The organism is Cellulophaga omnivescoria (assembly GCF_027915275.1).
GTDB lineage: Bacteria > Bacteroidota > Bacteroidia > Flavobacteriales > Flavobacteriaceae > Cellulophaga > Cellulophaga omnivescoria.
Map to the genome: position 1 here is coordinate 3,525,288 of NZ_CP115819.1, position 23,072 is coordinate 3,548,359.

Genomic DNA, 23,072 nt, shown 5'->3' on the forward strand with positions numbered 1-23,072 from the left:
GATGTAGTGATAATTTAACCCCTATCTTATGAAAAATTTTATAACCCACAAAGCAGCTATAGTATGTATTTCTACATTCTTCTGCTATTCGTTATCTGCACAAAATACAGTTGCAAGTAACGCTTCTAAAACAACTACTGTTGAAGTAAAAAAGAGAGTAGACAACTACAAAAAACTTAAAAGTTTAGGTTACACAGACAAAGAAATTTACGAAGATCTAGGTAACGCAAACTTTTTAGTAAAAAATTATGAAACTGCTGCTTTTTGGTACAAAAAACTAAAAGATGTTAGTAAAGACAAAATGCTAAACAAAAGTTACCAAGAGCGTTACCAATTTGCACTTAAAAAAGTTGGTGTTAGTACAACTAAAGATACTCACAACTCTAATAAAGATTGGATGGCTGCTGTAGCTAATGATTACAAAACTACCAAGCAAAAAAACAATACTACGTATACGGGTAAGTATGGTGAGTATAGTTTTAACCCAAGAGGAAACTCTTCTTTAGAAACAGTTACACAACAAAACAACTATTTAGAAGAAATTACAGACAAGCACAACGCTTATAAAACACCTGTAGCAGTTACTGCAGATGGCAAAACAGCTTACTTTAGCAAAGGTGTTTATGTAAAGCCAGCAACTGGAATTTTTTCTAAAAAAGAACTGGTTCATAAAATTTACAGAGCACAAAAAGTTAACGGCGAATGGAAAAATGTTAAAGAAGTTGCATTAGCTCCTAAAAATTATTCTGCAATGCACCCTACTGTTTCTGCAGATGGCAAACGTTTGTTTTTTGCATCTAATATGCCTGGTACTTTTGGTAAGTTTGATATTTATGTTGCTTCAATTAAAGCAAATGGTGACTTTGGAGTTGCAAAAAACTTAGGACAAAAAGTAAACACAGAAAAAAACGATTTATATCCTAAAATTGTAAACGGAAACTCATTATTTTTTGCTTCAAACGGTCATAAAGGCTACGGAGGATTAGATATTTATATGGTAGAAGTTGGTCAGCGTAAAGTTGGTATTGCTGCAAATTTAGGTAGCAGAATTAATAGTGATAAAGACGATTTTTCTTTGGATTTACAATCTAAAAACGGAATGGGCTACGTAATGTCTAACCGCGGACAAGGAAATGTAGAAAGAGTTGCTTTTACATACACTAACAAAAACAGAGATTTTAACTCTCTAGAGGCTGTTAATGATGAATCATCAATAAACTATTCAACATCTGTTTTTGAAGATTAAGACCCAAGTTATATAAACAACCTACCCCCTTAGTTTATATTTCTTTACTGTACTTTGGCAAAAAAGTACTTACATTTTTCACCACAAAATAACCGTAATTTTTACTACTATGAAAAGTCAAGTTTCATTTACTCACAAAATATGTTTACTAGTATTAGTATCTATTTTACTAAGCTTACAAACAGTAACAGCACAAGAGGCTACAGTTTCAGAAAATAGTTCAAACAATTCATACCACAATCAATTGTTTTTTAATAGATTTTTAATAAATCCTACTTTTTCATTAGTAAGAGAAAACAAATCTTATTTAAACATTTTACACAGAAACCAGTATGCTACTTTTGATGATAATGTGCAAAACTATTTTGTAGGTTTTAGTAGTAAAATTAACGATAACGCTGCATTTGGAATTGGTATTTACAGCCAATGGGCGGGTGTTGTACAAGAGTTTGGTTTTAATGCAAACTATGCAACAGCAGTACAATTAAGTGAAAAAAGTAAGCTTACTTTTGGTGCTAACGTTACTTATTTTAACGAGGGTTTAGATAAAAACAGAGTAATAGCAGATGATAACGACTTACAGTTAATAGACGCTAAAAAAGAAAGTAAATTAGCTATACAACCAGCAATTACACTATCTGTGGGTAGGTTTGATGTTGGTATCTACGCTAAAGATTTAGTTAAGTACAACCAAACAACCAATGCATTCTCTACTAATTTTAATGACAGAAGCGTTAAAGCATCTTTACAATACACACAACCATTTAGCGCAACTAGAGGTTTATTTGCAGAAGGTAGATTTATGCCACTTGTACAAGTTGGTAAAAACGAAAATGGTGGTATATCTTACGTAGGTTCTATGTTATTAGATTTACCAAAGTACGGTTGGTTACAATCTACAATAGATAACGAACACGGTATATCTATGGGATTAGGTTTTAACTTAAACAACAAAATGTCTTTAGGTTATTTATTAGAAAAAGATGTAATGAATAATGAAACAGACTTAGGGTGGAACCACGAGTTATCTTTGGCTTATACTTTTAAAAACAATGGTCCGGCTTTTGCAACTAATGACACACAAGAGTCTCATGACAGCAAAGTAGATAAAATTATTAGAAACTATGAGGAGCAAATATTAGCCCTTATGGAAGATCAAAAAAGAGATAAAGAAAGAATTGTTGCTTTAGAAAGTGGTAAAGACGCTACCAAAATGGCAATCTCTAGCAAAAAAAGAGAAAATGAAATTTTAGCACTAATTACCAAACAAAATAGTTTAAAAAGAACTCAAAACAATACAACAGAAGCTAAAAACACAACTACAATAGCAGCTAACAGTACAACAAATACACAAAGCACACCAAAAACATACGTAGGAGCTGTAAAAACAGTTGGTCCTAAAAATGCCGTACAAGATAAGTTTAATACAATAGTTAGAAACTTTGAGTCACAAAGCGTTACGTTAAATAGTAAAAAAAGAAAAAACAACCGTAAAAACAAAAAAGCTACTAAATCTAAAGCTGTTACAGAAACAACAGTACAAGAAGATGAAAACTCATTAGCTTACCAAAACAGATTAATATTAGATGAACTAATTTTAAGACAAGATTCTATTGAAAACGCACGTAGCGCAGAATTAGAAAAAAAGTTTGAAACTATTGTACGTATTTTAAGAAACGATATTAAGCAAAACATACAAACTACAGCACAACAGGTTAATACTGTACCAAACAATGCTGTAGCTACTAAAACAACTAAAAAGGTTACTTATAAGTTAGACGCAGATAAAACAACTAAAACAGTTGCTGCTAAAACTGATAACAAAAAATTTAAAGAAATTCCTTTAAAAGTAGTAAACCAGTCAGATATGGATGGTGTTAAGTCTGGATACTACGTAATTGCAAATGTTTACAAAACAAAAAAGTACTTAGATGCTTTTATGACAAAACTTAAAAAGCAAAACATTGATGCAAAACAATTTTACAATAAAGAAAATGATCTTTACTATGTATACATAGCAGATTACAACTATATGGAAGAAGCGGAAGACGCTTACGCATCTAACCTTAATGGTAAATACCAAGATGAAAAATGGATTTTAAAAGTAGACAAACCTGCTTACTCTGCATCTACAGCAACAGCTGCAAATATATATGAAGATTAATACAATATAAGTTGACTCTCCCTAGAGTATAAATTGGGTTATTTTATAAGTGAAAATTACGCATCGGGGGTTGCGGGTAGTCCTAAAAGACAAAGTATATAACGTTCTTATACTTGTCTTTTGGACTATTTTTTTTTACAAAAAAGTGCAGTTCATCTAAAAAATTACTTTAGAATGATTCTAAATAATAAGTTAAAATTTTAACACTTTATCGATTAGCCCTTTTAAAATATACGCTTAAAAGCATTAAAGTAACGATGAAGTGCACATTAACATATATTAAATGAGATTTTACTTACTTTTTAAATTTTGCCAAGTAACGCAAAAGTCATATCTTTAGTATAGAGAAACAAAATAAGTAGTGTAGAACCTATTTAAATAAGTAATGCTTTTCTATTAAAATGAACGTTAAGAAAAGGGTTTACACCTTTAAAATATACTATTTATTTACTCTAAAAAATAGATTTAGAAACTTGTAAAAGAGTTTCTTTCACCCCCAAAAACCCAAATTATATGACACTTTTTTACATTACAAAAAGTAACCAAAAACAAACCTACAAAAACTGCAATCAGCAATCATTTTTACCCCTACACAAAAATGATAATCTACGCTGTAAACGGTATAATAATCTCTGTATTTAATTTTATAGTAGCCTTAGAAATTTACTGTTTACAATAGGTATTATAACTAAAATTAAAACAAAAGAGTACCCCTACCCTTTTAATTTTAATTATAATTTCTATCTAATAAATACACTTAATTATTGTAATAAATAATTAAGGCTAGGTTTTCTATTTTCTATTTTAAAATTAAATACAACCCCAAATTTCATTTATAAACTTAACCTGTATGCTATAATGGCATACAAAAACCCCCAACTTATGCAAACAAGAAATTTAAATGTTATTGTAATAGATAACGATCCATTGTTTAAAAAAACGTACAAACATTATTTTAATCTGTACTCAGACTACAATTTAATTGGTATTTATAGCTCTGCCAAAGAAGCATTAAGATCTTCCACCACAGTTGCTCCAGATATTATTATCACAGATATTCCAGAAGAAGAATTTGGTGGTATAGATGTATTAATTAAATTTAAAAAGAAAGCAGTAAACGCAAAAATTATTATTGTTAGTGAGCAAAACGATTTTTCATTAATAAAAAAAGCTTTTAAAAACGGTGCAAATGGTTACTTAACTAAACCACTCACAGAAATGAGATTGTATGACGCATTAAATTCTATTAAGATTGATGGAGCTGCAATTAGTAATGACATTGCAAAGCAGGTTATATCTATGTTTCAGCGTAAATCTTTTAATGAATTTTCTAAAAGAGAAAATGAAATTATAGATCTTTTATTTGAAGGTGAAACTTACAAAACAATTGCAGAAAAACTATTTGTTACTGCAAGTGCTGTTAATTTTCATATCCAAAATATATACTTAAAACTTAATGTAAACTCTAAGTCTGAAGCATTGGACAAGCTTAGACAGTTAGATTGTGCTTAAAGCAAAACAGTATAGCAAAAACAAACAAAACCTACTTATGCTTTTGCTTATACTAAAATTTAAATAGTGAATACTATTTATGTAGATTGTCCATATTTTACCATAAGACCCTTGAAATTGTTGATTTTTTCAGGGGTTTTATACTTTTAATCGGTAAAAATTGTTTCTCCTTTTACCAGCCAAGCAATTCCAAAACATTCTATAGCAACCGTCTCCATCCAAAAGGTAATATGGTTTTGATAATAAAAGTCCTCTGGTATTACTTTTAACAAACCAAGCATTATTACAAGCAAAGCACAAAACATAATAGTGCCAGTTATTTTATAAATTGCATTTCGTTGTTTTTTTTCCTTTGTAAGCTCTGTTTTAGGTTTGTTAGATTTGGTAAATACAAAAAGAGACATATAATTTAAGCTTAACAAAAATATTGCAGCTGCTATGTAATGAAAACGTACACGCCAAACATTATCTTGTATATAAGTTACACTATACGCAGCGTCTGCATCACAACAGGTAATGGCTATATTATCTGTAGGGAATAGTAATAGTAAAATTGCAAAAACACCCGCTATAAAAGACATATAAAAATCTATAGGTTCTCTACCTTTGTATACCATTAAAAATATAGCCATAATACTTACAACAATAATAAATATTGGGTTTGCCCGCGTAAAGTAATAATGACTAATAGACTCTAATGCACTTGCGTGCTCTGCTGTAATCCATAAAAAAGCAAATAATAAAATAGGTAAGGCTATACCTAAAACTCCAATTAATCTTCGTAAAGTTTGTGTGTTTGTTAACCAAATATCATCATCTCTTCTATAATCTAAATGTAGCATTTTTTGCATTTTAGAAGTAGAGTTTTGCTTTTTTTCTTTATTCATAACTAATGCTATTATGGTAATTGTTGTAGCATAAATTTATAGCCTAAAGCTATTAAAATGGCTAAACCAAAACTTATTAATGTTCCTATTAAAATATATTCTGTTAATTTGCGATCGTTTGCTTTAGATAAATCTCCAAATCTAAAAACAGATTTAGCTGTTAGTAAAAAGCCAATTCCACTCCATTGGCCTAAAACAATAAACATAAAAATAAACAAGCGCTCTAACACCCCTATGTATGCACCTGCATTTTTAAGCGATTTTTTAGACTCATCTTCTAATTTCCATTTAGATATTATAACCTTCATTAATATGGCAGACACGTTTGTAAGCAAAAAAATAGCTATAAAAAACAGTATTATATTGGGCGTGGTAAAATAAGATAGGTCTAAACTATAGTCTGTATAAGTAGCAGCCACAAGTACTAACACTAATAAATGTAGCAATTGATCTAGAAAAAATAAGACTCTAGCATTGTCATCATTTTGCAATATTAACTTTGCTAAGTCTATTAAATAATGTGTAATTACAATAGTAGCAATACCAATAAAGTAATTTGTATTAAATTCTAAAACTACCATTAAGGCTAGTAAGTGTATAACTATATGCCAGTACAAGTAAGCCGACTTTTGTTTTTTCTCTAGCTTGTCTTTTACCCATTTATTTGGTTGCAACACAAAATCACCCAAAATATGAGCTAAAAGCAACTTTAATGTAAGTACTAACATAGTTTTTTTATTTGTGTGTTATAGTAATCTAATATTTTTAAAATTTCATCAAAACCAGCTTTTTTTAAACTAGTACTAATATTGCTTTGCTTTTTGTCTAACCTATCTGCCAACTCTTTTTGCGTTACACTGGTATCTTTTAAGCTTTCTTTTATTAAAAGTGCATAATTAGGTGTCCAATTATTTATGGTTAGCTCTAACACGTCTAGCAGTAAATTTAAAACCGTATTAAACTCTTGCCAAGGTGTTTTAATTGCTAAAGTTTGCTTTTTTAACTCTTCAAAACACTCGCCAGAATTTATATAAGCGCTACCATTTGCCTCTGTAACCTTCTCTGCAATGTAACTTTGCTCTCCTATTCCTATTGCCATTCTAACATCTAACGTTTTAAATTGTTTTAGTACTGTTTTTAACTTAAAAGCAACTTTTAACGCCAACTCTGGTGTAGTTTTTAATTGAAAACTATCTCCTCTATATATTTCCCAATCTTTTGGATCTGAGCCTATATTTTTCAACTCAGCCTTAAGCTCTGGTAACCAAACACCTACATCTTCTGCTCTAGAATTAATAATGTCTCCTGTTATAACTGCTATCATTTTTTAATTTTTCATCAAATATATGCTATTTAACATATAATCACAATTATATGCCATATAACATATAATTTAAAATATATGTATTTAAACATATAAAAGAGTGTATCAATTTAAAAATAGGTTTTTTTAACAATATTATATTTACAAAACTAGTAATTATTATACATTCAAAACACAATTAAAGCATCAACCTAAAATAATTAACTAACAAAAAAGAGAAATTCTTTTAAAATAGTACTTTTGCGGTATGGTAAGAAACATTCAGCTTAGAACTACATTAATAGAAGAACCAATACAAGGTATTCTAACCAAAAAAGCTGCAAAATATTTAGGTGTTCCCGAAAAAGAAATTACTGCTGTAAAAGTAGATCGTAAGTCTATAGATGCACGTAAGCCTACCATTTATTTTAATTACAAAGTAACCGTATACATACAAGAACCTGCACCAGAAAGCAGTAATTATACGTTTAATTATAAAGATGTTTCTAACGCCAAAGAAGTTCATATTATTGGTTTTGGCCCTGCCGGTATGTATGCCGCACTACGTTGTATAGAGCTTGGCTATAAACCTGTTGTGTTAGAACGCGGTAAAAATGTACAAAACAGACGTAGAGATTTAAAAGCAATAAACCAAGAACATATTGTAAACCAAGACTCTAACTATTGTTTTGGCGAAGGTGGTGCAGGCACATATTCTGACGGTAAATTATATACACGCAGTTTAAAACGTGGAGATGTACGTAGAATTTTTGAAAACCTAGTATACCACGGTGCAACAGACCAAATTTTAGTAGATGCACACCCACATATTGGCACCAATAAACTACCTAAGCTTGTACAAAATATTAGAGAAAATATTATAAAGTACGGTGGTGAAGTTCATTTTAATACTAAAGTGGTAGATTTTGAAATACAAAACAACACCTTAAAAGCCATTATTTTAGAAAATGGTAATGAAATGGCCGTAAATAGTGTAATTCTAGCAACAGGACACTCGGCCAGAGACATTTATTATTTACTGCATAAAAAAGAAATTGCATTACAAGCAAAATCTTTTGCAATGGGTGTACGTGTAGAGCACCCACAACATATAATAGACAGTATACAATACCATTGTAGCGGACAAAGAGATGAGTTATTACCAGCTGCTGCATATAGCCTTGTAGAACAAGTAAAAGGCAGAGGTGTATACTCATTTTGTATGTGCCCAGGAGGATTTATAGTACCTGCGGCAACAGCTCCAGGAGAGGTTGTGGTAAATGGTATGTCGCCATCTAAACGTAATAATTTATATGCAAACTCTGGTATTGTTGTAGAAATTAATGTTGATGAAGATATTCCTAAATACAATAAGTTTGGGGTTTTAAAAGGATTAGAATATCAAAAGGATTTAGAGAAACTAGCTTTTACGGCAGGCGGAAGAAGTCAAGTTGCACCTGCACAAAGACTAACAGATTTTGTAGAAGGAAAATTATCTACAACACTAAATGAAACCTCTTACCAACCAGGATTAAAATCTGCTCCTATGCACTCTCTGTTTCCAAAACTAATTGGAAGTCGTTTAAGAGGCGGTTTTAAAGCATTTGGAGATAAAATGAATGGGTACTACACCTCTGAAGCTAATATAATTGGTGTAGAATCTAGAACCTCATCTCCTGTAAATATCCCCAGAACAGAAAAGTTAGAACACCCAGAAATTAAAGGCTTATTTCCTTGTGGAGAAGGCGGTGGCTACGCAGGAGGTATAATTTCTGCAGCTATGGATGGCGAAAGATGTGCCGAAGCTGCTGTAGCAGGTATATAAATTATAAGCTTGTTGGTGCAAAATTAGTATTAAGCTAAAGCAACACTAGTTGCTATCTGCTTTTTCGTTACTAGTTTTTTGCACCTCTTGTGCTTTTTTTACAATAGCTTTAAGGCGTTCTTTACGTAAAGCTTCTTCTTTTTTCTTTTTATTAATTTTTCGGGCCATTAACTTAGAGTGTTTAGCCTTATTTAATGTATTTTTTTCTTTTCCTGTTTTACCCATAACTAGCTCTTTTTTAAACACTTTTATATCAACCTAAAACAAAAACTTATCTTTTTTTTACTTTTTTTAAAACCCTACTTCAAATTATCTCGTTAGTATGGCAAGAGTGTATAAGTTTTTATAGCTTTGGTAGCTGCAAAAATAACACTTAAATATACAATAATAACATAGTGTTTTTAAAGCATAAGATGGCAAACATTAAGCAACTTCTAGTACAAATTATAGCAATAAGCATAAGCTTACTGTACGTGCTGCATCCGTTGCAAAACCAAATTAAAGATGGATTACATGCTATTTCTCACGCAATAGAAGCACAAAATAGTATTACAGCACATTCTCATAGCCATTCTTCCATAGCTAAACACAGTCACAGCCATACACATGTACAAAACCACGACCACCAAATAATTACATTTATAAACGACTTATTTGGAGCTCCAGAGAACGAGAACGACTCTAATGATGGTATTTTACAAGAAATTAAAATAGACAAACACATTATAGAGCCAATTACCTATAATATAAGTAATAACACTACACTAACCATTAACTATATATATACAAGCACAAATAAAACTACAAAAGGTTATTTAGCGGCTGTAGAAAAACCTCCCAAAAGCACACATGCTTAATACTGCTTATAATTAGCAGAAAAATTAAAAATTAATTTATAAAAGTACTAGCTACTACAGGCTGTTTTATGCCCATAGGTTAGCTACGTACATACTATTTGTATCTCAGATTTAAAGCAATGTTTTTAAACCTGACAAGGATACTATTTACAACAAACAACAACAAATGAAAAATATAATAACTATTATACTGTTACTAATTGGTTTTAGTAACATACAAGCGCACGAGCTAAAAGGTACTATTATATCAAACAGTAATAATACACCTATAGAAGGTGTTAGTGTATATAACCAAACAAATGGCGACTACACCTACTCTAACACTTCCGGCTTTTTTAAGTTAAATAATGTCTCTTTAAACGATGTTATTTACTTTTACAATCTAGGATACGCTACAAAACAAATTACAATTACAGAAGAGCATCTTAATACTACCATTAAAGTTAGTTTAACAGAAAGTGTAGTGTCTTTAGATCAAGTAGTTTTGGTTTCTAACGTAAACACACTTAGTACTTTTTTAAACGTAGATGTTAAAACCTCTCCGGTAAAATCTTCACAAGAGATTTTACGTAAGGTTCCCGGACTAATTATTGGTCAGCATGCTGGTGGCGGTAAGGCAGAACAAATATTTTTACGTGGTTTTGATATTGACCACGGTACAGACGTTGCCATAAGCGTAGATGGCTTACCTGTAAATATGGTATCTCATGCACACGGACAAGGTTATGCAGATATGCACTTTATTATACCAGAAACGGTAGATAATATAGACTTTGGCAAAGGTCCTTATTATGCCAACGTAGGTAATTTTAACACAGCTGGATATGTAAACCTAAAAACCAAAAAGAAGTTAGACAAAAACTTACTTTCTGTAGAAGCCGGACAATTTAACAGCTTGCGTGCTGTAAGTATGCTTAAGTTATTAGATGAAGAACAAAATAATATGTACTTAGCATCTGAGCTTGTACTTACAGATGGTGTTTTTGATTCTCCTCAGAATTTTAATAGAATTAACTTAATGGGGCGTTATAACTTTAATAATTATAACGACCAAGAGTTTACTATTACAGCTAGTCATTTTCAAAGTAAATGGGATGCTTCTGGTCAAATACCTCAGCGTGCTGTAGACCAAGGATTAATTGGTAGGTTTGGCGCAATAGACGATACAGAAGGTGGTAAAACTAGCAGATCTAACCTATGGTTTAATCATACCAAACAATTTAACGAGCACGAGTCTCTTACCTCTAAGGCATTTGTATCTAAGTACGACTTTGAGTTGTTCTCTAACTTTACCTTCTTTCTAGAAGACCCTGTAAATGGAGATCAAATAAAACAAAAAGAGTCTCGTAGTATTTTTGGAGCAGAATCTGTTTACGCGCATAATTTTCATTTTGAAAAAGACAACTCACAATTAAAATTAGAAGCTGGTGTTGGTTTTAGGTATGATGATGTAAATGACGTAGAGTTATCTCACACAGCTAACAGGCAAACTACTTTAGAAACGTACGCTTTAGGTGATATTGATGAAGTAAATATGTATAGCTTTTTAAACGCTACATACAAGAAAAATAAATGGACAATTAATCCTGGTTTACGTTTAGACTATTTTAAAAACGACTATATAGACAAACTACAAACTGTTTATACTAGCTTAAGTGAAGACAAAGTTTTTGTTAGCCCTAAGTTAAACTTTATTTATGCCGCTTCTCCTAGCATACAGTTATTTTTAAAATCTGGTATTGGTTTTCATTCTAACGACACACGTGTAGTTACTGCTAACAATGGTAAAGAAATATTACCTGCTGCTTATGGTAATGATTTGGGTGTTATTCTAAAACCATCATCTAAACTAGTTATAAACGCCGCTTTATGGAGCTTATTTTTAGAACAAGAATTTGTATATGTTGGAGATGCTGGTGTGGTAGAACCTAGCGGAAAAACACAACGTTATGGTGTAGACTTAGGTTTTAGATACAATATAACACCTAACTTATATTTATATAGTGATGCTAACTATGCTTACGCAAGAAGCACAGAAGAAGCTGATGGTGAAGACTACATTCCATTGGCTCCTTCTTTAACTGCTGCAGGTGGTTTAACTTTTAACAACCTTGGTAAGTTTTCTGGCGGATTAAATTACAGATACGTAAAAGACAGACCTGCTAATGAAGATAACTCTATTGTTGCAGATGGATATTTGATATCTGACTTTAATCTTAGTTACAATACTAAAAACTGGACATACGGAGTTATTATAGAGAATTTGTTTGACACAGAGTGGAACGAGAGTCAGTTTGCTACAGAAACAAGGTTATTTAATGAAGATAACCCTGTAGATGAAATTCATTTTACACCAGGTACTCCGTTCTTTTTAAAAGCTAAAGTTTCCGTAACTTTTTAAAAACGGTATTTTTATTGCACCTAGTAAACCCACAGCTTTTGTTGTGGGTTTATTTTTTATCAACCCTAAACACAAACTCAACTTTTATAAAATTATAGTATATTTAGTTTAATGATTAAGAACCTTGCCTTCATTTTATGCTGTATAACACTCTTTTCTTGTGCTAACAAAAGTATAGAAAAGAAAGAGGATCCGTATGTATGGAAAACCTTAAGTGTTAAAGCCACAGCATACAACTCTTTGGCATACCAAACCTCTTCTACCCCAACAATTGCTGCTTGGGGAGATAGTCTAAAACCTGGAGATAAGTATATAGCTGTTTCTAAAGATCTTTTAAAACTAGGTTTGGTAAGAAATACAGAAGTAAAACTAGAAGGCTTTAGTGGTACATATTTAGTAAAAGACAAAATGCACTCTAAATGGCATAACCGTATAGATATTTATATGGGCACAGATGTAAAAAAAGCTATTGAATATGGTGTTAAAAAAATTAATATACAATACAAAACTCTTAAAGATAGCTTAAAAACACCCTAATTTTAAAGCGTTCTTTTTATCTTTAAAAAAACAGTGTTTAGATAAATATTGTAGTAATTAGTACTACCCTATAAAAATGATAGGATAGCAATTTTAAAACGACTAAAATCAAAAATAAAATAACAGTAGTATAACAATTACAATACAGAAAATAAATTGATTTTATGCTAACTTGGAAAAATATAATTCATTTTACTGTAAAAGGTAATTTAAAGCCAGATTTTAAAGTTGAAAAGTCGGATGCAGAGTGGAAACAAATACTAACGCCAGAACAATACAGAATTACACGTAGAAAAGGTACAGAGCCAGCTAATAGTGGTTCCTTTTGTAGTTCTTTTACAGATGGTGAGTATAATTGTGTTTGCTGCAACACGCCATTGTTTAACTCAGACATTAAGTTTAAGTCTAACTCTGGTTGGCCTAGTTTTACACAGCCTATTAAAGAAAATGCTATTAAATATGTAAAAGATAATAGTTTTGGAATGATACGAGTAGAGGTTTTGTGTAATACATGTAATGCTCACTTAGGTCATATTTTTCCAGACGGACCAGAACCTAGTGGTTTACGCTACTGCATAAACTCAGAGGCTTTACAATTACAAAATAGAAAGGAAATACAAGAATGAAGAATAGACAATTAGAAACATTAACTGTTGGTGGAGGATGCTTTTGGTGTACAGAAGCAGTTTTTAATGAGGTTAAAGGTGTAGAAAAGGTAGTTTCTGGCTATACAGGTGGTATTGCTCCTGGTAGACCAACGTACAGAGAAATATGCTCGGGTTTAACGGGTCATGCAGAGGTGGTGCAGGTTACTTACAATGCCGCAGAAATAACGTACCAAGATTTACTGGTTATATTTATGACTACCCACAACCCTACTACGCTAAACAGACAAGGTGCAGACGCTGGTACACAGTACAGATCTGTAATTTATTACCATAATCAAATGCAAAAAGAGGTTGCTGAGGTTGTTTTAGCAGAAATGGCTCCGTATTACGCAGATGCTATTGTTACAGAACTTAGCCCCATTGGTGTTTTTTATGACGCAGAAGAAGAACACCAAAGTTTTTATAAAAATAATAAAACAATGGGGTATTGTACCGTAGTTATAGACCCTAAACTAGCTAAACTACGACAAATGCACGCAGATAAATTAAAAAGCATAACAGCTTAACACAACATATAATACCTGTAATTCTTAATGATTTACAGGTATTTTAAATTTTAGAAATAATGAAAGTTATACACGATAAAGAAAATCAAAAATTTACTATGGATGTAGAAGGTGCCACTGCATTTGTAGATTACAAGCTTAAAGATGGTAAAATGTACTTAGTATATTCTGAAGTACCTACCAGCTTAAGAGGTAAAGGCATAGGCAAAGTTTTAGTGGAACAAACTTTTGAGCTGCTTACCACACAAGGGTACAAAGCTGTAGCTGTTTGCGGATACGTTAAGGCTATTGCTAAAAGAAGTGATAAGTGGAGTACTATAATTGAACAAGCCTAACGAATGAAATTTAACTTAAAAAATAGATTTATATCGCAATTACCTGCAGATCCTATTTTAAAAAATTATAGAAGGCAGGTTTCTAATGCTTGTTTTTCTTATGTTACCCCTAAAAAAACTGCAAACCCAGAAATAATTCACGTTTCTGATGAAATGCTACGTACACTTGGACTAACTAAAAAAGATAGTGCTACTAAAGAGTTTTTAAACGTATTTACAGGTAATAGCGTTATGGCAGATACCAAACCGTATGCTATGTGTTATGGCGGACATCAATTTGGTAATTGGGCCGGACAATTAGGCGATGGTAGAGCTATAAATTTAGCTGAGGTAGAACACAACAATAAAATATGGGCTCTACAACTTAAAGGTGCAGGAGAAACTCCGTATTCTAGATCAGCAGATGGTCTAGCAGTATTGCGATCATCTGTAAGAGAGTATTTATGTAGCGAAGCTATGTACCACTTAGGTGTACCCACAACAAGAGCCTTGTCTTTAGCACTTACAGGAGATAATGTACTAAGAGATATGTTGTACAATGGTAATGCTGCTTATGAAAAAGGAGCTATTGTTACCAGAGTTGCGCCAAGTTTTTTACGCTTTGGAAATATTCAATTGTTGGCAGCAAGAGAAGATACCACTACCTTAACTACGCTAGTAAATTACACTATAAAAAATCATTTTTCTCATTTAGGCAATCCATCTAAAGAAACATACATTGCATTTTTTAAAGAAGTTGCAGAACGTACACTAGAAATGATTGTACATTGGCAACGTGTAGGTTTTGTGCACGGTGTTATGAATACCGATAATATGTCTATTCTAGGTTTAACTATAGACTATGGTCCTTATGGCTGGTTAGACGATTATAATCCGGACTGGACACCTAATACTACAGATGCAGAAAACAGACGTTACCGCTACAACAACCAACCTAATGTTGGTTTGTGGAATCTTTTTCAACTGGCAAATGCTTTGTTTCCTTTGATAAATGAAGCCGCTCCCCTAGAAGCTATTTTAGACAATTACAAACTTGGTTATGATAAGGCTTCTTTAAAAATGATGCGTTCTAAAATTGGTTTGTTTACAGAATTTGACACAGATTATAAACTTATAGAACAGCTTGAAGAAAATTTACAGCGCGTAGAAACCGATATGACTATCTTTTACAGGAACTTATCCACTTTTAATAAAAACGCTCCTAAAGAAGCTCTAAACAGCATTAAAGAGGCTTTTTATGATACAAACACATTAACAGATAATATAAAAACACATTGGAACAATTGGTTTACTGCATATGCTAGCAGGTTAAAGTTAGAAAAAACAACAGATGATGAACGTAAAGTAAAGATGAACCTAACTAACCCTAAGTACGTATTACGCAACTATATGGCGCAATTAGCAATTGATGCTGCAGACAATGGTAATTACAGCGTACTAGAGGAACTATATCAGCTTTTAAAAAATCCATATGAAGATCAACCAGAACATCAAAAATGGTTTACCAAAAGACCAGATTGGGCAAAACATAAGGTTGGTTGTTCTATGTTATCCTGTAGCTCATAATATCTGGTCATAACTAATAAAACAGACACTATGCAAAAAACAGATTTTAGTAATTTAAAAGCAATGTACATTAACTGTACACTTAAAAAATCACCATCAGAAAGTCATACTTCTAAACTTATGGAGGTTTCTAAACAAATAATGCGTAAAGAGAATGTTACTGTAGAACAATTACGACTTGTAGATCACGATGTTGCTAGTGGTGTTTATCCAGATATGACAGAGCACGGCTGGGATAAAGATGAATGGCCAGAGCTGTTTAAAAAAATTATAGATGCTGATATACTTATTATTGGCACGCCTATTTGGTTAGGAGAAAAGTCTTCTGAAGCACAAAAGCTTATAGAACGACTATATGCTATGAGTGGTATGACAAATGAAAAGGGACAGTATTTGTTTTACGGAAAAGTAGGTGGCACTATTATTACAGGCAATGAAGACGGTGTAAAACACTGTGCTATGGGTATTTTATATGCTATGCAACATATTGGTTATTCTATACCACCACAGGCTGATGCTGGTTGGATTGGCGAAGTTGGTCCAGGCCCTAGCTATGGTGACACCGAGTGGAAAGGAGAAAAATTAGACACTCCTGTTGGCTTAGAGTCCGACTTTACAAACAGAAACACGACCTTTATGACCTACAACCTTATGCACTTAGCTAAAATGCTAAAAGAACAAGGAGGCTATCCTAGTTACGGAAACTCTAGAGATGGTTGGGACAATGGTAAAAAATGGAACTTTCAGAATCCTGAATATCGTTAAAAAACTAGCTAACGAACTGCAAAACAGCACTATGGTTGCACTGTAATTTTAAGCACCTTTTTCCGACAAAATAATCAATAACAAATTAACTAAAAACCACATTTATGAAAGCAATTTGGAATAACACAGTTATAGCAGAGAGTAATGATACTATAGTCATAGAAAACAATCATTATTTCCCAAAAGAGAGCATTAAACAAGAGTTTTTTGCGGCATCAACTACACATACAACTTGCCCTTGGAAAGGCAAAGCCCACTACTACAGCGTTACTGTAGATGGTAAAGAAAATAAAGATGCTGCTTGGCATTATCCAGAAGTTTCTAAAATGGCAAAACCAATAGAAGGTTATGTTGCTTTTTGGAAAGGTGTAGAAGTAGTAGAATAGTATTTTTACTCTAAAAATAGCAGAAGATTAATTTTATAAGATAACCCCAAGCACAGGTTACCATAAATATGCAAATGCTGTTTTAAAATTGTTATTTAAGATCCAAAATATAACGAGAGGTTTTGTTTTTATATTCAAATATTTCGAAAATTAAACTCACATTTTAATAATTAAATTATAAGTTTAATTAAAAAATAATAAAAAACTGGATAACAAGAACTTAATTTATATTTAAACTATCAAAATAATGCGTTTTAAAAAAAAATACCAATAAGTATATAGCGTGTTTTTAAACAGAATAAAAGTACAAAATGTAGATAGCATTAAAAAAGCTATACAAGTTTAAATTATAAAAAATTACAATTCATACTTACTTATCAGTTTTTAGCACTTATACCATTACAAAAAGAGTATAAAAATTACCTTAACTTAAATATTGAAAAACCTTTTTACAAAACCTAAATTCTATCAAAATTACAATTGCTTTTATTACAATTTTTCTAAGCACATAAACACTAAAAAATTAATGAATGAAGAGCACTAGATTACATATAAAGAATAAAAATGGTTTACAGCTACAAGCCTACTTAGAGCTACCTGCCAACCAAAAACCAAACTACTTTGCCATTTTTGCACATTGTTTTACTTGTAGCAGCACATTAACAGCTGTAAAAAACATTAGCAGGTCTCTTACAACGCACGGTTTTGGGGTTCTTAGGTTCGATTTTACAGGACTTGGACGCAGTGAAGGTGAGTTTGCAGACAGTCATTTTTCAGCAAATGTAGATGACTTAATTGCGGTAAACAATTACTTAACTAAAAACTATAGTGCTCCCTCCCTATTAGTAGGGCATTCTCTAGGTGGTGCAGCAGTTATTGTTGCAGCGTCTAAACTAGCAAATATTAAAGCTGTTGCTACTATTGGCGCACCTTCTACTGCTAGTCACGTAACACATTTATTTACCCACGATATTAGCAGTATTCCAGAAAAAGGAAACGTAGAAGTTAACATTGGTGGCAGACCTTTTAAAATAAACAAGGAGTTTGCAGAGGACTTTAGCAAAACAGACTTACCAAAAATAACAAAAGAGCTCCGTAAGCCCATTTTAATTCTACATTCACCTATAGACACCATTGTTGGTGTAGATAACGCTCAGGAGCTTTATTTAAACGCACACCACCCTAAAAGCTTTGTTAGTTTGGATCAAGCAGATCACCTACTAACAAACTCAACCGACAGTATTTATGCTGGTAATGTTATTGGTACTTGGGTACAACGTTATTTTGAGCCAAAAGAAAATGAAATGCTCTCTACAGAAGGCGAACAATTGGTTGGACACCTTAACTTATTGGATGATAATTTTACAACAACCATACAGACTAAAAATCACACCTTAATTGCAGATGAGCCAGAAGGTATTGGAGATGATTTTGGTCCGTCTCCTTACGATTTTTTAAGTGCTGGTTTAGCTGCTTGCACTGTAATGACATTAAAAATGTATGCGCAACGCAAAAAATGGGATTTACAAGAAGTTTTTGTTTATATTACGTATGCTAAAAAACACAGCGCAGATTTAATGTTGGATGTAGACAAACCAACTAAATACGACCATCTTTCTAAGAAATTAAAGTTTGTGGGCAATCTAGATGACAAACAAAAACTAAGACTTAAAGAGATAGCATCTAAATGCCCTGTTCACAGAACATTACAAAGTGATATTATTATAGATACAACAATAGTAAATGACTAATATAAAAGACGCATATTTAAATACCCGTAACCGTTTTATTAAAATTTGTAAAGACCTTAAAACCGAAGATTATTCTGTTCAACCGGCAGAGTTTGTGTCGCCTCCTAAATGGCATTTGGCACATACCACTTGGTTTTTTGAGCAGTTTATTTTAAAAGAGTTTAGTGCAGAATATACCGTTTATAATGACGATTTTGCTTATCTTTTTAATAGCTACTATAACAATGCTGGCGAACGCGTTTTACGCCCAAACAGAGGCCTAATGACACGCCCAACTGTGGATGAAGTTTACGCTTATAGAAATTATGTAGACAGTAAAATGATAGACTTTTTAGATACTAACCCATCTAAAAAAGCCATAGAAATTATAGAACTAGGCATAAACCATGAGCAGCAACACCAAGAGTTATTTTATTATGACATTAAATACATTTTTGGTAATCAGCCTACCTTCCCTACCCTTAAAAATAGTATAGCATTAAACGACATAACACAAAAGCAAGAGTTTACTACTATTAAAGAGGGCGTATACCAAATTGGACATAGCACTTCTGGTTTTAGTTTTGACAATGAATTGGGCGTACACAAAACATATCTTCATCAATTTAAAATTAGCAACAATTTAACTACTAATGCAGAGTATATTGCATTTATAGAAGCCGGTGGCTACACCAATTTTAACCTTTGGCACGCAGAAGGCTGGGATTTTATTACCAAAAACAACATTATTGCTCCTTTATACTGGCACAAAGTTAAAGGCGTTTGGCACTACTATACATTAAATGGTTTTAAGCCTGTAGAACCAAACAAGCCGGTTACCCACATTAGTATGTATGAAGCCTATGCCTATGCGGAATGGAAACAAATGCGCTTACCTACAGAGTTTGAGTGGGAAGTTGCCGCGGAACACCTAAATTACGGTGAACTTTGGGAATGGACCAATAGTGCTTACTTGCCTTACCCAAATTTTTCTAAAGCCCCTGGTGCTTTAGGTGAATACAATGGTAAGTTTATGATTAATCAACACGTGCTTAGAGGAGCCTCTATAGCAACACCAGAAAACCACAGTAGAAAAACATACAGAAACTTTTTTCAGGCAGATATGCGCTGGTTATTTTCTGGAATAAGACTTGCACAATAATATGGACTATACTTTTGATAAAGATATACTAGATGGCCTAACTGCGCCCAAGAAACACCTATCTTCTAAATACTTTTATGATGATGCTGGAAGCAGAATTTTTCAGGAAATTATGCACATGCAATCATACTACTTAACAGATAGTGAATTTGAAATCTTATCGCTTCAAGCAAAACAAATTGTAGATGCATTAGAGTTTAATGTACCGTTTAACATTATAGAATTTGGTGCTGGTGACGGTTTTAAAACATTTAAACTCTTAGAGTACTTGGAGCAAAATAATATAGCTTTTCATTACATACCAATAGATATTAGCAAAGAAGCTATAGATATGCTTACAAAAAAGCTAAAAGAGCGTTTGCCAAATGTATCTATTAAGCCAAAAATTGGCGACTATTTTAAAATGCTTAAAGAGCTTAAACAAGATACCACACCTAGCTTACTACTATTTTTAGGAAGTAATATAGGGAACTATGCTTATGATGAAGCTACAGAACTACTACAGCTTTTTAATAAGAATATGAAGCCTAATGATAAGTTATTAATTGGTATAGATCTAAAAAAGAACCCTATTACCATACACAATGCGTATTTTGATAAAGACGGAATTACCAAACGGTTTAACCTTAACCTTTTATTGCGAATTAACAGAGAACTAGAGGCCGATTTTAAAATTGATGATTTTGATTTTTATTGTCACTACAACCCAACTAACGGAGAGGTTAAGAGTTATATTGTAAGCCTTAAAAAACAGCAAGTTTACTTAAAAAAACTTAATAAAGTAATAGACTTTAACCAAAATGAACTTATTTGGACAGAGTTATCTAAAAAATATGATCTTACTGAGATTGAAGAGTTAGCACTAAAAACAAACTACACTGTTGCAACCAACTTTTTAGATTGCAAACACTATTTTACAGACAGCCTTTGGGTAAAGTAAGATTTTAAAAATCACAAGCAAACCTTTTTTACGTATTAGTATTTATGTAAAAAAGGTTTTTTTATAGACAATTACAATTTAATTAAACTATAAAAATCAATAAACACTACTCTACATTTTTATCTTTTGTAAAACCGTATAAATTTTGCTTTACAAATCCTTTAGGAAAATGCTCATCACCCTCAAAACCCAAACGTATAGTACCACTATCTTCTGGTATGTAGTTTGTTTTAAAAATATAATCCCATAGGCTTAAACTAATTCCAAAATTAACACCATAAGAGCCTTCTGGTATTGTATAGGCGTGGTGGTATAAGTGCATTACAGGATTATTAAATATATATTTTAATGGTCCCCACGTGATTTTTATGTTAGAATGGTTAAAATGACCAATTGTTATAGCAAAAAAATGGACTATAAAAGCCTGCTCCGGTTCAAAACCGCCTAAAATTAAAACACCAAAGGTCTTTAATGGTTTATATAATACGTTTTCCATCCAATGGTAACGCAAATGAGCAGCAAAACCCATTTCTTTAACACTATGGTGTACTTTATGAAAATTCCAAAATACAGGAAACTTATGTAGTAAAAGGTGTGTAAACCATTGCACAAAATCCAAAACAATAAAAAACACCAACAACTGTAATCCCATACTCCATTTAGAAATATCTACAAGAGCCAAGCTTTTTACTGTAACACCAAAAGAATCAAAAAATAACTCTAAAACCTTATAAAACCCGCTAATAACAATTGAAAAAACAAAGAAGTTAAAAAACATATAGAAAAAATCTAACCAAAAATCTTTTCTAAAAATTGATTGGTTTTTACGCCAAGGAAACAAAATTTCTAAGCTCCAAACAAGCAACGAAATTAACAATAAGCCCCAAAAATAATTGGTATACCAAGGCACATCAAAAATTATAGACTTCCAAGTCCAACTTAATGATCCTGAAAATGCATTTGTAAAAGCTTCTAAATAATTATTCATAACAAAAATAAGAGTCGTAAATATCTATATTTTCTAACAAACACTCTGCAACATTAGTTACATATTAACCGGCTGTTAACGGTTACCCAAAATATTTTTTAACATTTTCTATTTAATTTATTTAAATTTACCCAAAACCAACAAACTATTTATGGCAATTTTAACTTCACTAGGACTCATTTTAATTACGTGTATTATAATTTGGAGAGCCTGTGATGGTTTTGAAATGGCTTCTAATTACCTTGGACGAAATATGAAAGAAGGCATTAAAGGTGCTACTATAAACGCAATAGGAAGTAGTTTGCCAGAACTTTTTACCACACTATTTTTTTTATTTGTTTTAAAAGATAAAGACGGTTTTTCTGGAGGAATAGGAACAACCGCTGGAAGTGCAGTGTTTAACGCTATGATTATACCTGCAGTTGTAATTTTAGTTGTTATTGGCAAAAAAATAACCTCTAAAATTGAGGTTTCTAAAAAAGTGATATACAGAGATGGTATTTCTTTAATTTTAGCAGAACTTGCCTTAATTTTTGTAATAAGCGGAACCTCTTTAAATTGGATACACGGCTTAATTTTAATGGCACTTTATTTTGTTTACGTTGGTTATATGCTACTTAGTCAAGGACCTGGAGAAGTAGAAAACGATTACGAAGAAGAAGCCGATGGCGGTAACAGAGCGGTTGCTTTATTTAAAGGAGATTTAGCAACTGTAGTTTTAGGAGATTCTAAAATTAACCAACTTAAAGCTATTTTATTATTATTAATATCTGTTTTATTTATTGGTTTAGCTTGTTTTTGGTTGGTAGAAGCTTGCCAAGAGTTTGGCGCAGCAACAGGTATGCCTATTTACTTTGTTTCTGTTGTTTTAGCATCTGCAGCTACAAGTGTACCTGATACAATAATTTCATACAAAGATGCTATGAAAGGTAATTATGATGATGCTGTTGCAAACGCTTTGGGTAGCAATATATTTGATGTTTGCTTTGCTTTAGGATTTCCGCTATTCTTATTTACCTTAATATACGGACCAATAGAAATGAGTGCAGAAACCATAGAAAATATTGGTCAGCTACGCGTTTTACTCCTTATTTTAACAGTTATTGTGTTTTTTATCTTCATTTTATCTAAAAAAGGGATAAAAGGTATACACGCAAAGTTACTATTACTACTGTATATGTTATTTGTAATATATTCTGTAGGCAAAGGCTTGAGTTATGACATACCTTTAATTAATGAAGTTTCTAATGGTTTGTCTCACATATCACACTGGTTTACAAGTATTATTTAAGAC

Annotated in this window: 22 protein-coding genes; 17 read left to right on the top strand and 5 right to left on the bottom strand. The window is 32.1% G+C overall.

The window, feature by feature from the left end; all coding sequences use genetic code 11:
- Positions 1-28: 28 nt before the first annotated feature.
- The 3 genes from PBN93_RS15510 (at position 29) to PBN93_RS15520 (ending at position 4,922) form a co-directional block, all read left to right on the top strand.
- Positions 29-1,246, top strand: coding sequence for a TolB-like translocation protein (locus tag PBN93_RS15510; protein WP_271081060.1), 1,218 nt, complete (start codon positions 29-31; stop codon positions 1,244-1,246).
- A 109-nt stretch (positions 1,247-1,355) separates the two neighbouring features.
- On the top strand, positions 1,356-3,410 hold the full coding sequence (locus tag PBN93_RS15515; protein ID WP_271081061.1) for a PorP/SprF family type IX secretion system membrane protein: 2,055 nt from the start codon (positions 1,356-1,358) through the stop codon (positions 3,408-3,410).
- Positions 3,411-4,292: 882 nt separating this feature from the next.
- Positions 4,293-4,922, top strand: coding sequence for a response regulator (locus PBN93_RS15520; protein WP_077400116.1), 630 nt, complete (start codon positions 4,293-4,295; stop codon positions 4,920-4,922).
- A gap of 146 nt (positions 4,923-5,068) precedes the next feature.
- Here PBN93_RS15520 and PBN93_RS15525 read toward each other — a convergent pair whose 3' ends face one another.
- From PBN93_RS15525 to PBN93_RS15535, 3 genes are read right to left on the bottom strand one after another with little or no spacing between them, the layout of a single operon-like run.
- Positions 5,069-5,809, bottom strand: coding sequence for a hypothetical protein (locus PBN93_RS15525; RefSeq protein WP_271081062.1), 741 nt, complete (start codon positions 5,807-5,809; stop codon positions 5,069-5,071).
- 11 nt (positions 5,810-5,820) lie between these two features.
- Entirely contained in the window at positions 5,821-6,537 is a 717-nt protein-coding gene (locus PBN93_RS15530) for a DUF3307 domain-containing protein (protein ID WP_077400042.1), read from the bottom strand.
- Positions 6,531-7,133: a SatD family protein gene (locus PBN93_RS15535; protein ID WP_077400046.1), complete on the bottom strand. Its 603-nt coding sequence runs from the start codon at positions 7,131-7,133 to the stop codon at positions 6,531-6,533. Before PBN93_RS15535 ends, PBN93_RS15530 begins: the two co-directional genes overlap by 7 nt.
- A gap of 247 nt (positions 7,134-7,380) precedes the next feature.
- On the opposite strand from PBN93_RS15535, the gene PBN93_RS15540 reads away from it, so the two are divergent.
- Entirely contained in the window at positions 7,381-8,937 is a 1,557-nt protein-coding gene (locus PBN93_RS15540; protein WP_271081063.1) for an NAD(P)/FAD-dependent oxidoreductase, read from the top strand.
- Between the two features lie 45 nt (positions 8,938-8,982).
- Here the strand turns inward: PBN93_RS15540 and PBN93_RS15545 are convergent, their stop codons facing one another.
- On the bottom strand, positions 8,983-9,162 hold the full coding sequence (locus PBN93_RS15545) for a hypothetical protein (RefSeq protein ID WP_077400119.1): 180 nt from the start codon (positions 9,160-9,162) through the stop codon (positions 8,983-8,985).
- Positions 9,163-9,350: 188 nt separating this feature from the next.
- Between PBN93_RS15545 and PBN93_RS15550 the strand changes: the two genes are divergently transcribed.
- The 12 genes from PBN93_RS15550 to PBN93_RS15605 all read left to right on the top strand — a co-directional run bounded on the left by PBN93_RS15550 (position 9,351) and on the right by PBN93_RS15605 (position 20,790).
- Positions 9,351-9,794 (top strand): hypothetical protein, encoded by a 444-nt coding sequence (locus PBN93_RS15550; protein ID WP_077400052.1) that lies wholly within the window; start codon positions 9,351-9,353, stop codon positions 9,792-9,794.
- A 166-nt stretch (positions 9,795-9,960) separates the two neighbouring features.
- Complete coding sequence (locus tag PBN93_RS15555) at positions 9,961-12,195, top strand: TonB-dependent receptor (RefSeq protein ID WP_271081064.1); 2,235 nt, start codon at positions 9,961-9,963, stop codon at positions 12,193-12,195.
- 111 nt (positions 12,196-12,306) lie between these two features.
- The gene (locus tag PBN93_RS15560; protein ID WP_271081065.1) at positions 12,307-12,732 is read left to right on the top strand and encodes a 3D domain-containing protein; all 426 of its coding nucleotides are present in this window, start codon (positions 12,307-12,309) and stop codon (positions 12,730-12,732) included.
- Positions 12,733-12,896: 164 nt separating this feature from the next.
- Complete coding sequence (msrB, locus tag PBN93_RS15565; protein WP_271081066.1) at positions 12,897-13,358, top strand: peptide-methionine (R)-S-oxide reductase MsrB; 462 nt, start codon at positions 12,897-12,899, stop codon at positions 13,356-13,358.
- Complete coding sequence (msrA, locus tag PBN93_RS15570; RefSeq protein ID WP_271081067.1) at positions 13,355-13,906, top strand: peptide-methionine (S)-S-oxide reductase MsrA; 552 nt, start codon at positions 13,355-13,357, stop codon at positions 13,904-13,906. The genes msrB and msrA overlap by 4 nt, the downstream gene beginning before the upstream one ends.
- 59 nt (positions 13,907-13,965) lie before the next feature.
- A complete protein-coding gene (locus PBN93_RS15575) occupies positions 13,966-14,241 on the top strand; it encodes a GNAT family N-acetyltransferase (RefSeq protein ID WP_077400069.1) in 276 nt (91 codons plus the stop codon).
- A gap of 3 nt (positions 14,242-14,244) precedes the next feature.
- Positions 14,245-15,807 carry a protein adenylyltransferase SelO gene (locus PBN93_RS15580; RefSeq protein ID WP_271081068.1) on the top strand — a complete coding sequence of 521 codons (1,563 nt, stop codon included), beginning with the start codon at positions 14,245-14,247 and terminating at the stop codon, positions 15,805-15,807.
- A 30-nt stretch (positions 15,808-15,837) separates the two neighbouring features.
- Entirely contained in the window at positions 15,838-16,572 is a 735-nt protein-coding gene (locus PBN93_RS15585; RefSeq protein WP_271081069.1) for a flavodoxin family protein, read from the top strand.
- A gap of 104 nt (positions 16,573-16,676) precedes the next feature.
- Positions 16,677-16,958, top strand: a complete 282-nt coding sequence (locus PBN93_RS15590; protein WP_077400078.1) for a DUF427 domain-containing protein — start codon at positions 16,677-16,679, stop codon at positions 16,956-16,958.
- 530 nt (positions 16,959-17,488) lie between these two features.
- Positions 17,489-18,709: a bifunctional alpha/beta hydrolase/OsmC family protein gene (locus tag PBN93_RS15595; RefSeq protein WP_077404447.1), complete on the top strand. Its 1,221-nt coding sequence runs from the start codon at positions 17,489-17,491 to the stop codon at positions 18,707-18,709.
- Positions 18,702-19,850 (top strand): ergothioneine biosynthesis protein EgtB, encoded by a 1,149-nt coding sequence (gene egtB, locus PBN93_RS15600; RefSeq protein WP_077404450.1) that lies wholly within the window; start codon positions 18,702-18,704, stop codon positions 19,848-19,850. Before PBN93_RS15595 ends, egtB begins: the two co-directional genes overlap by 8 nt.
- A gap of 1 nt (position 19,851) precedes the next feature.
- A complete protein-coding gene (locus PBN93_RS15605; RefSeq protein ID WP_271081070.1) occupies positions 19,852-20,790 on the top strand; it encodes an L-histidine N(alpha)-methyltransferase in 939 nt (312 codons plus the stop codon).
- Positions 20,791-20,896: 106 nt separating this feature from the next.
- Here PBN93_RS15605 and PBN93_RS15610 read toward each other — a convergent pair whose 3' ends face one another.
- Positions 20,897-21,778, bottom strand: a complete 882-nt coding sequence (locus PBN93_RS15610; protein ID WP_077404456.1) for a sterol desaturase family protein — start codon at positions 21,776-21,778, stop codon at positions 20,897-20,899.
- A gap of 151 nt (positions 21,779-21,929) precedes the next feature.
- Between PBN93_RS15610 and PBN93_RS15615 the strand changes: the two genes are divergently transcribed.
- Complete coding sequence (locus PBN93_RS15615) at positions 21,930-23,069, top strand: sodium:calcium antiporter (protein ID WP_077404459.1); 1,140 nt, start codon at positions 21,930-21,932, stop codon at positions 23,067-23,069.
- The last annotated feature ends 3 nt before the right edge of the window (positions 23,070-23,072 follow it).

Excerpts from the sequence above, each read along its gene's own strand:
- PBN93_RS15605 (WP_271081070.1), top strand. The coding sequence starts at position 19,852 with ATGGACTATACTTTTGATAAAGATATACTAGATGGCCTAACTGCGCCC.
- PBN93_RS15585 (WP_271081069.1), top strand. The coding sequence starts at position 15,838 with ATGCAAAAAACAGATTTTAGTAATTTAAAAGCAATGTACATTAACTGT.
- PBN93_RS15530 (WP_077400042.1), bottom strand. The coding sequence starts at position 6,537 with ATGTTAGTACTTACATTAAAGTTGCTTTTAGCTCATATTTTGGGTGAT.
- PBN93_RS15590 (WP_077400078.1), top strand. The coding sequence starts at position 16,677 with ATGAAAGCAATTTGGAATAACACAGTTATAGCAGAGAGTAATGATACT.
- PBN93_RS15540 (WP_271081063.1), top strand. The coding sequence starts at position 7,381 with ATGGTAAGAAACATTCAGCTTAGAACTACATTAATAGAAGAACCAATA.
- PBN93_RS15560 (WP_271081065.1), top strand. The coding sequence starts at position 12,307 with ATGATTAAGAACCTTGCCTTCATTTTATGCTGTATAACACTCTTTTCT.
- PBN93_RS15580 (WP_271081068.1), top strand. The coding sequence starts at position 14,245 with ATGAAATTTAACTTAAAAAATAGATTTATATCGCAATTACCTGCAGAT.
- PBN93_RS15555 (WP_271081064.1), top strand. The coding sequence starts at position 9,961 with ATGAAAAATATAATAACTATTATACTGTTACTAATTGGTTTTAGTAAC.
- PBN93_RS15550 (WP_077400052.1), top strand. The coding sequence starts at position 9,351 with ATGGCAAACATTAAGCAACTTCTAGTACAAATTATAGCAATAAGCATA.
- PBN93_RS15515 (WP_271081061.1), top strand. The coding sequence starts at position 1,356 with ATGAAAAGTCAAGTTTCATTTACTCACAAAATATGTTTACTAGTATTA.
- PBN93_RS15510 (WP_271081060.1), top strand. The coding sequence starts at position 29 with ATGAAAAATTTTATAACCCACAAAGCAGCTATAGTATGTATTTCTACA.
- msrB (WP_271081066.1), top strand. The coding sequence starts at position 12,897 with ATGCTAACTTGGAAAAATATAATTCATTTTACTGTAAAAGGTAATTTA.
- PBN93_RS15615 (WP_077404459.1), top strand. The coding sequence starts at position 21,930 with ATGGCAATTTTAACTTCACTAGGACTCATTTTAATTACGTGTATTATA.
- PBN93_RS15610 (WP_077404456.1), bottom strand. The coding sequence starts at position 21,778 with ATGAATAATTATTTAGAAGCTTTTACAAATGCATTTTCAGGATCATTA.
- PBN93_RS15520 (WP_077400116.1), top strand. The coding sequence starts at position 4,293 with ATGCAAACAAGAAATTTAAATGTTATTGTAATAGATAACGATCCATTG.
- PBN93_RS15525 (WP_271081062.1), bottom strand. The coding sequence starts at position 5,809 with ATGAATAAAGAAAAAAAGCAAAACTCTACTTCTAAAATGCAAAAAATG.
- egtB (WP_077404450.1), top strand. The coding sequence starts at position 18,702 with ATGACTAATATAAAAGACGCATATTTAAATACCCGTAACCGTTTTATT.
- PBN93_RS15595 (WP_077404447.1), top strand. The coding sequence starts at position 17,489 with ATGAAGAGCACTAGATTACATATAAAGAATAAAAATGGTTTACAGCTA.
- msrA (WP_271081067.1), top strand. The coding sequence starts at position 13,355 with ATGAAGAATAGACAATTAGAAACATTAACTGTTGGTGGAGGATGCTTT.
- PBN93_RS15545 (WP_077400119.1), bottom strand. The coding sequence starts at position 9,162 with ATGGGTAAAACAGGAAAAGAAAAAAATACATTAAATAAGGCTAAACAC.
- PBN93_RS15575 (WP_077400069.1), top strand. The coding sequence starts at position 13,966 with ATGAAAGTTATACACGATAAAGAAAATCAAAAATTTACTATGGATGTA.
- PBN93_RS15535 (WP_077400046.1), bottom strand. The coding sequence starts at position 7,133 with ATGATAGCAGTTATAACAGGAGACATTATTAATTCTAGAGCAGAAGAT.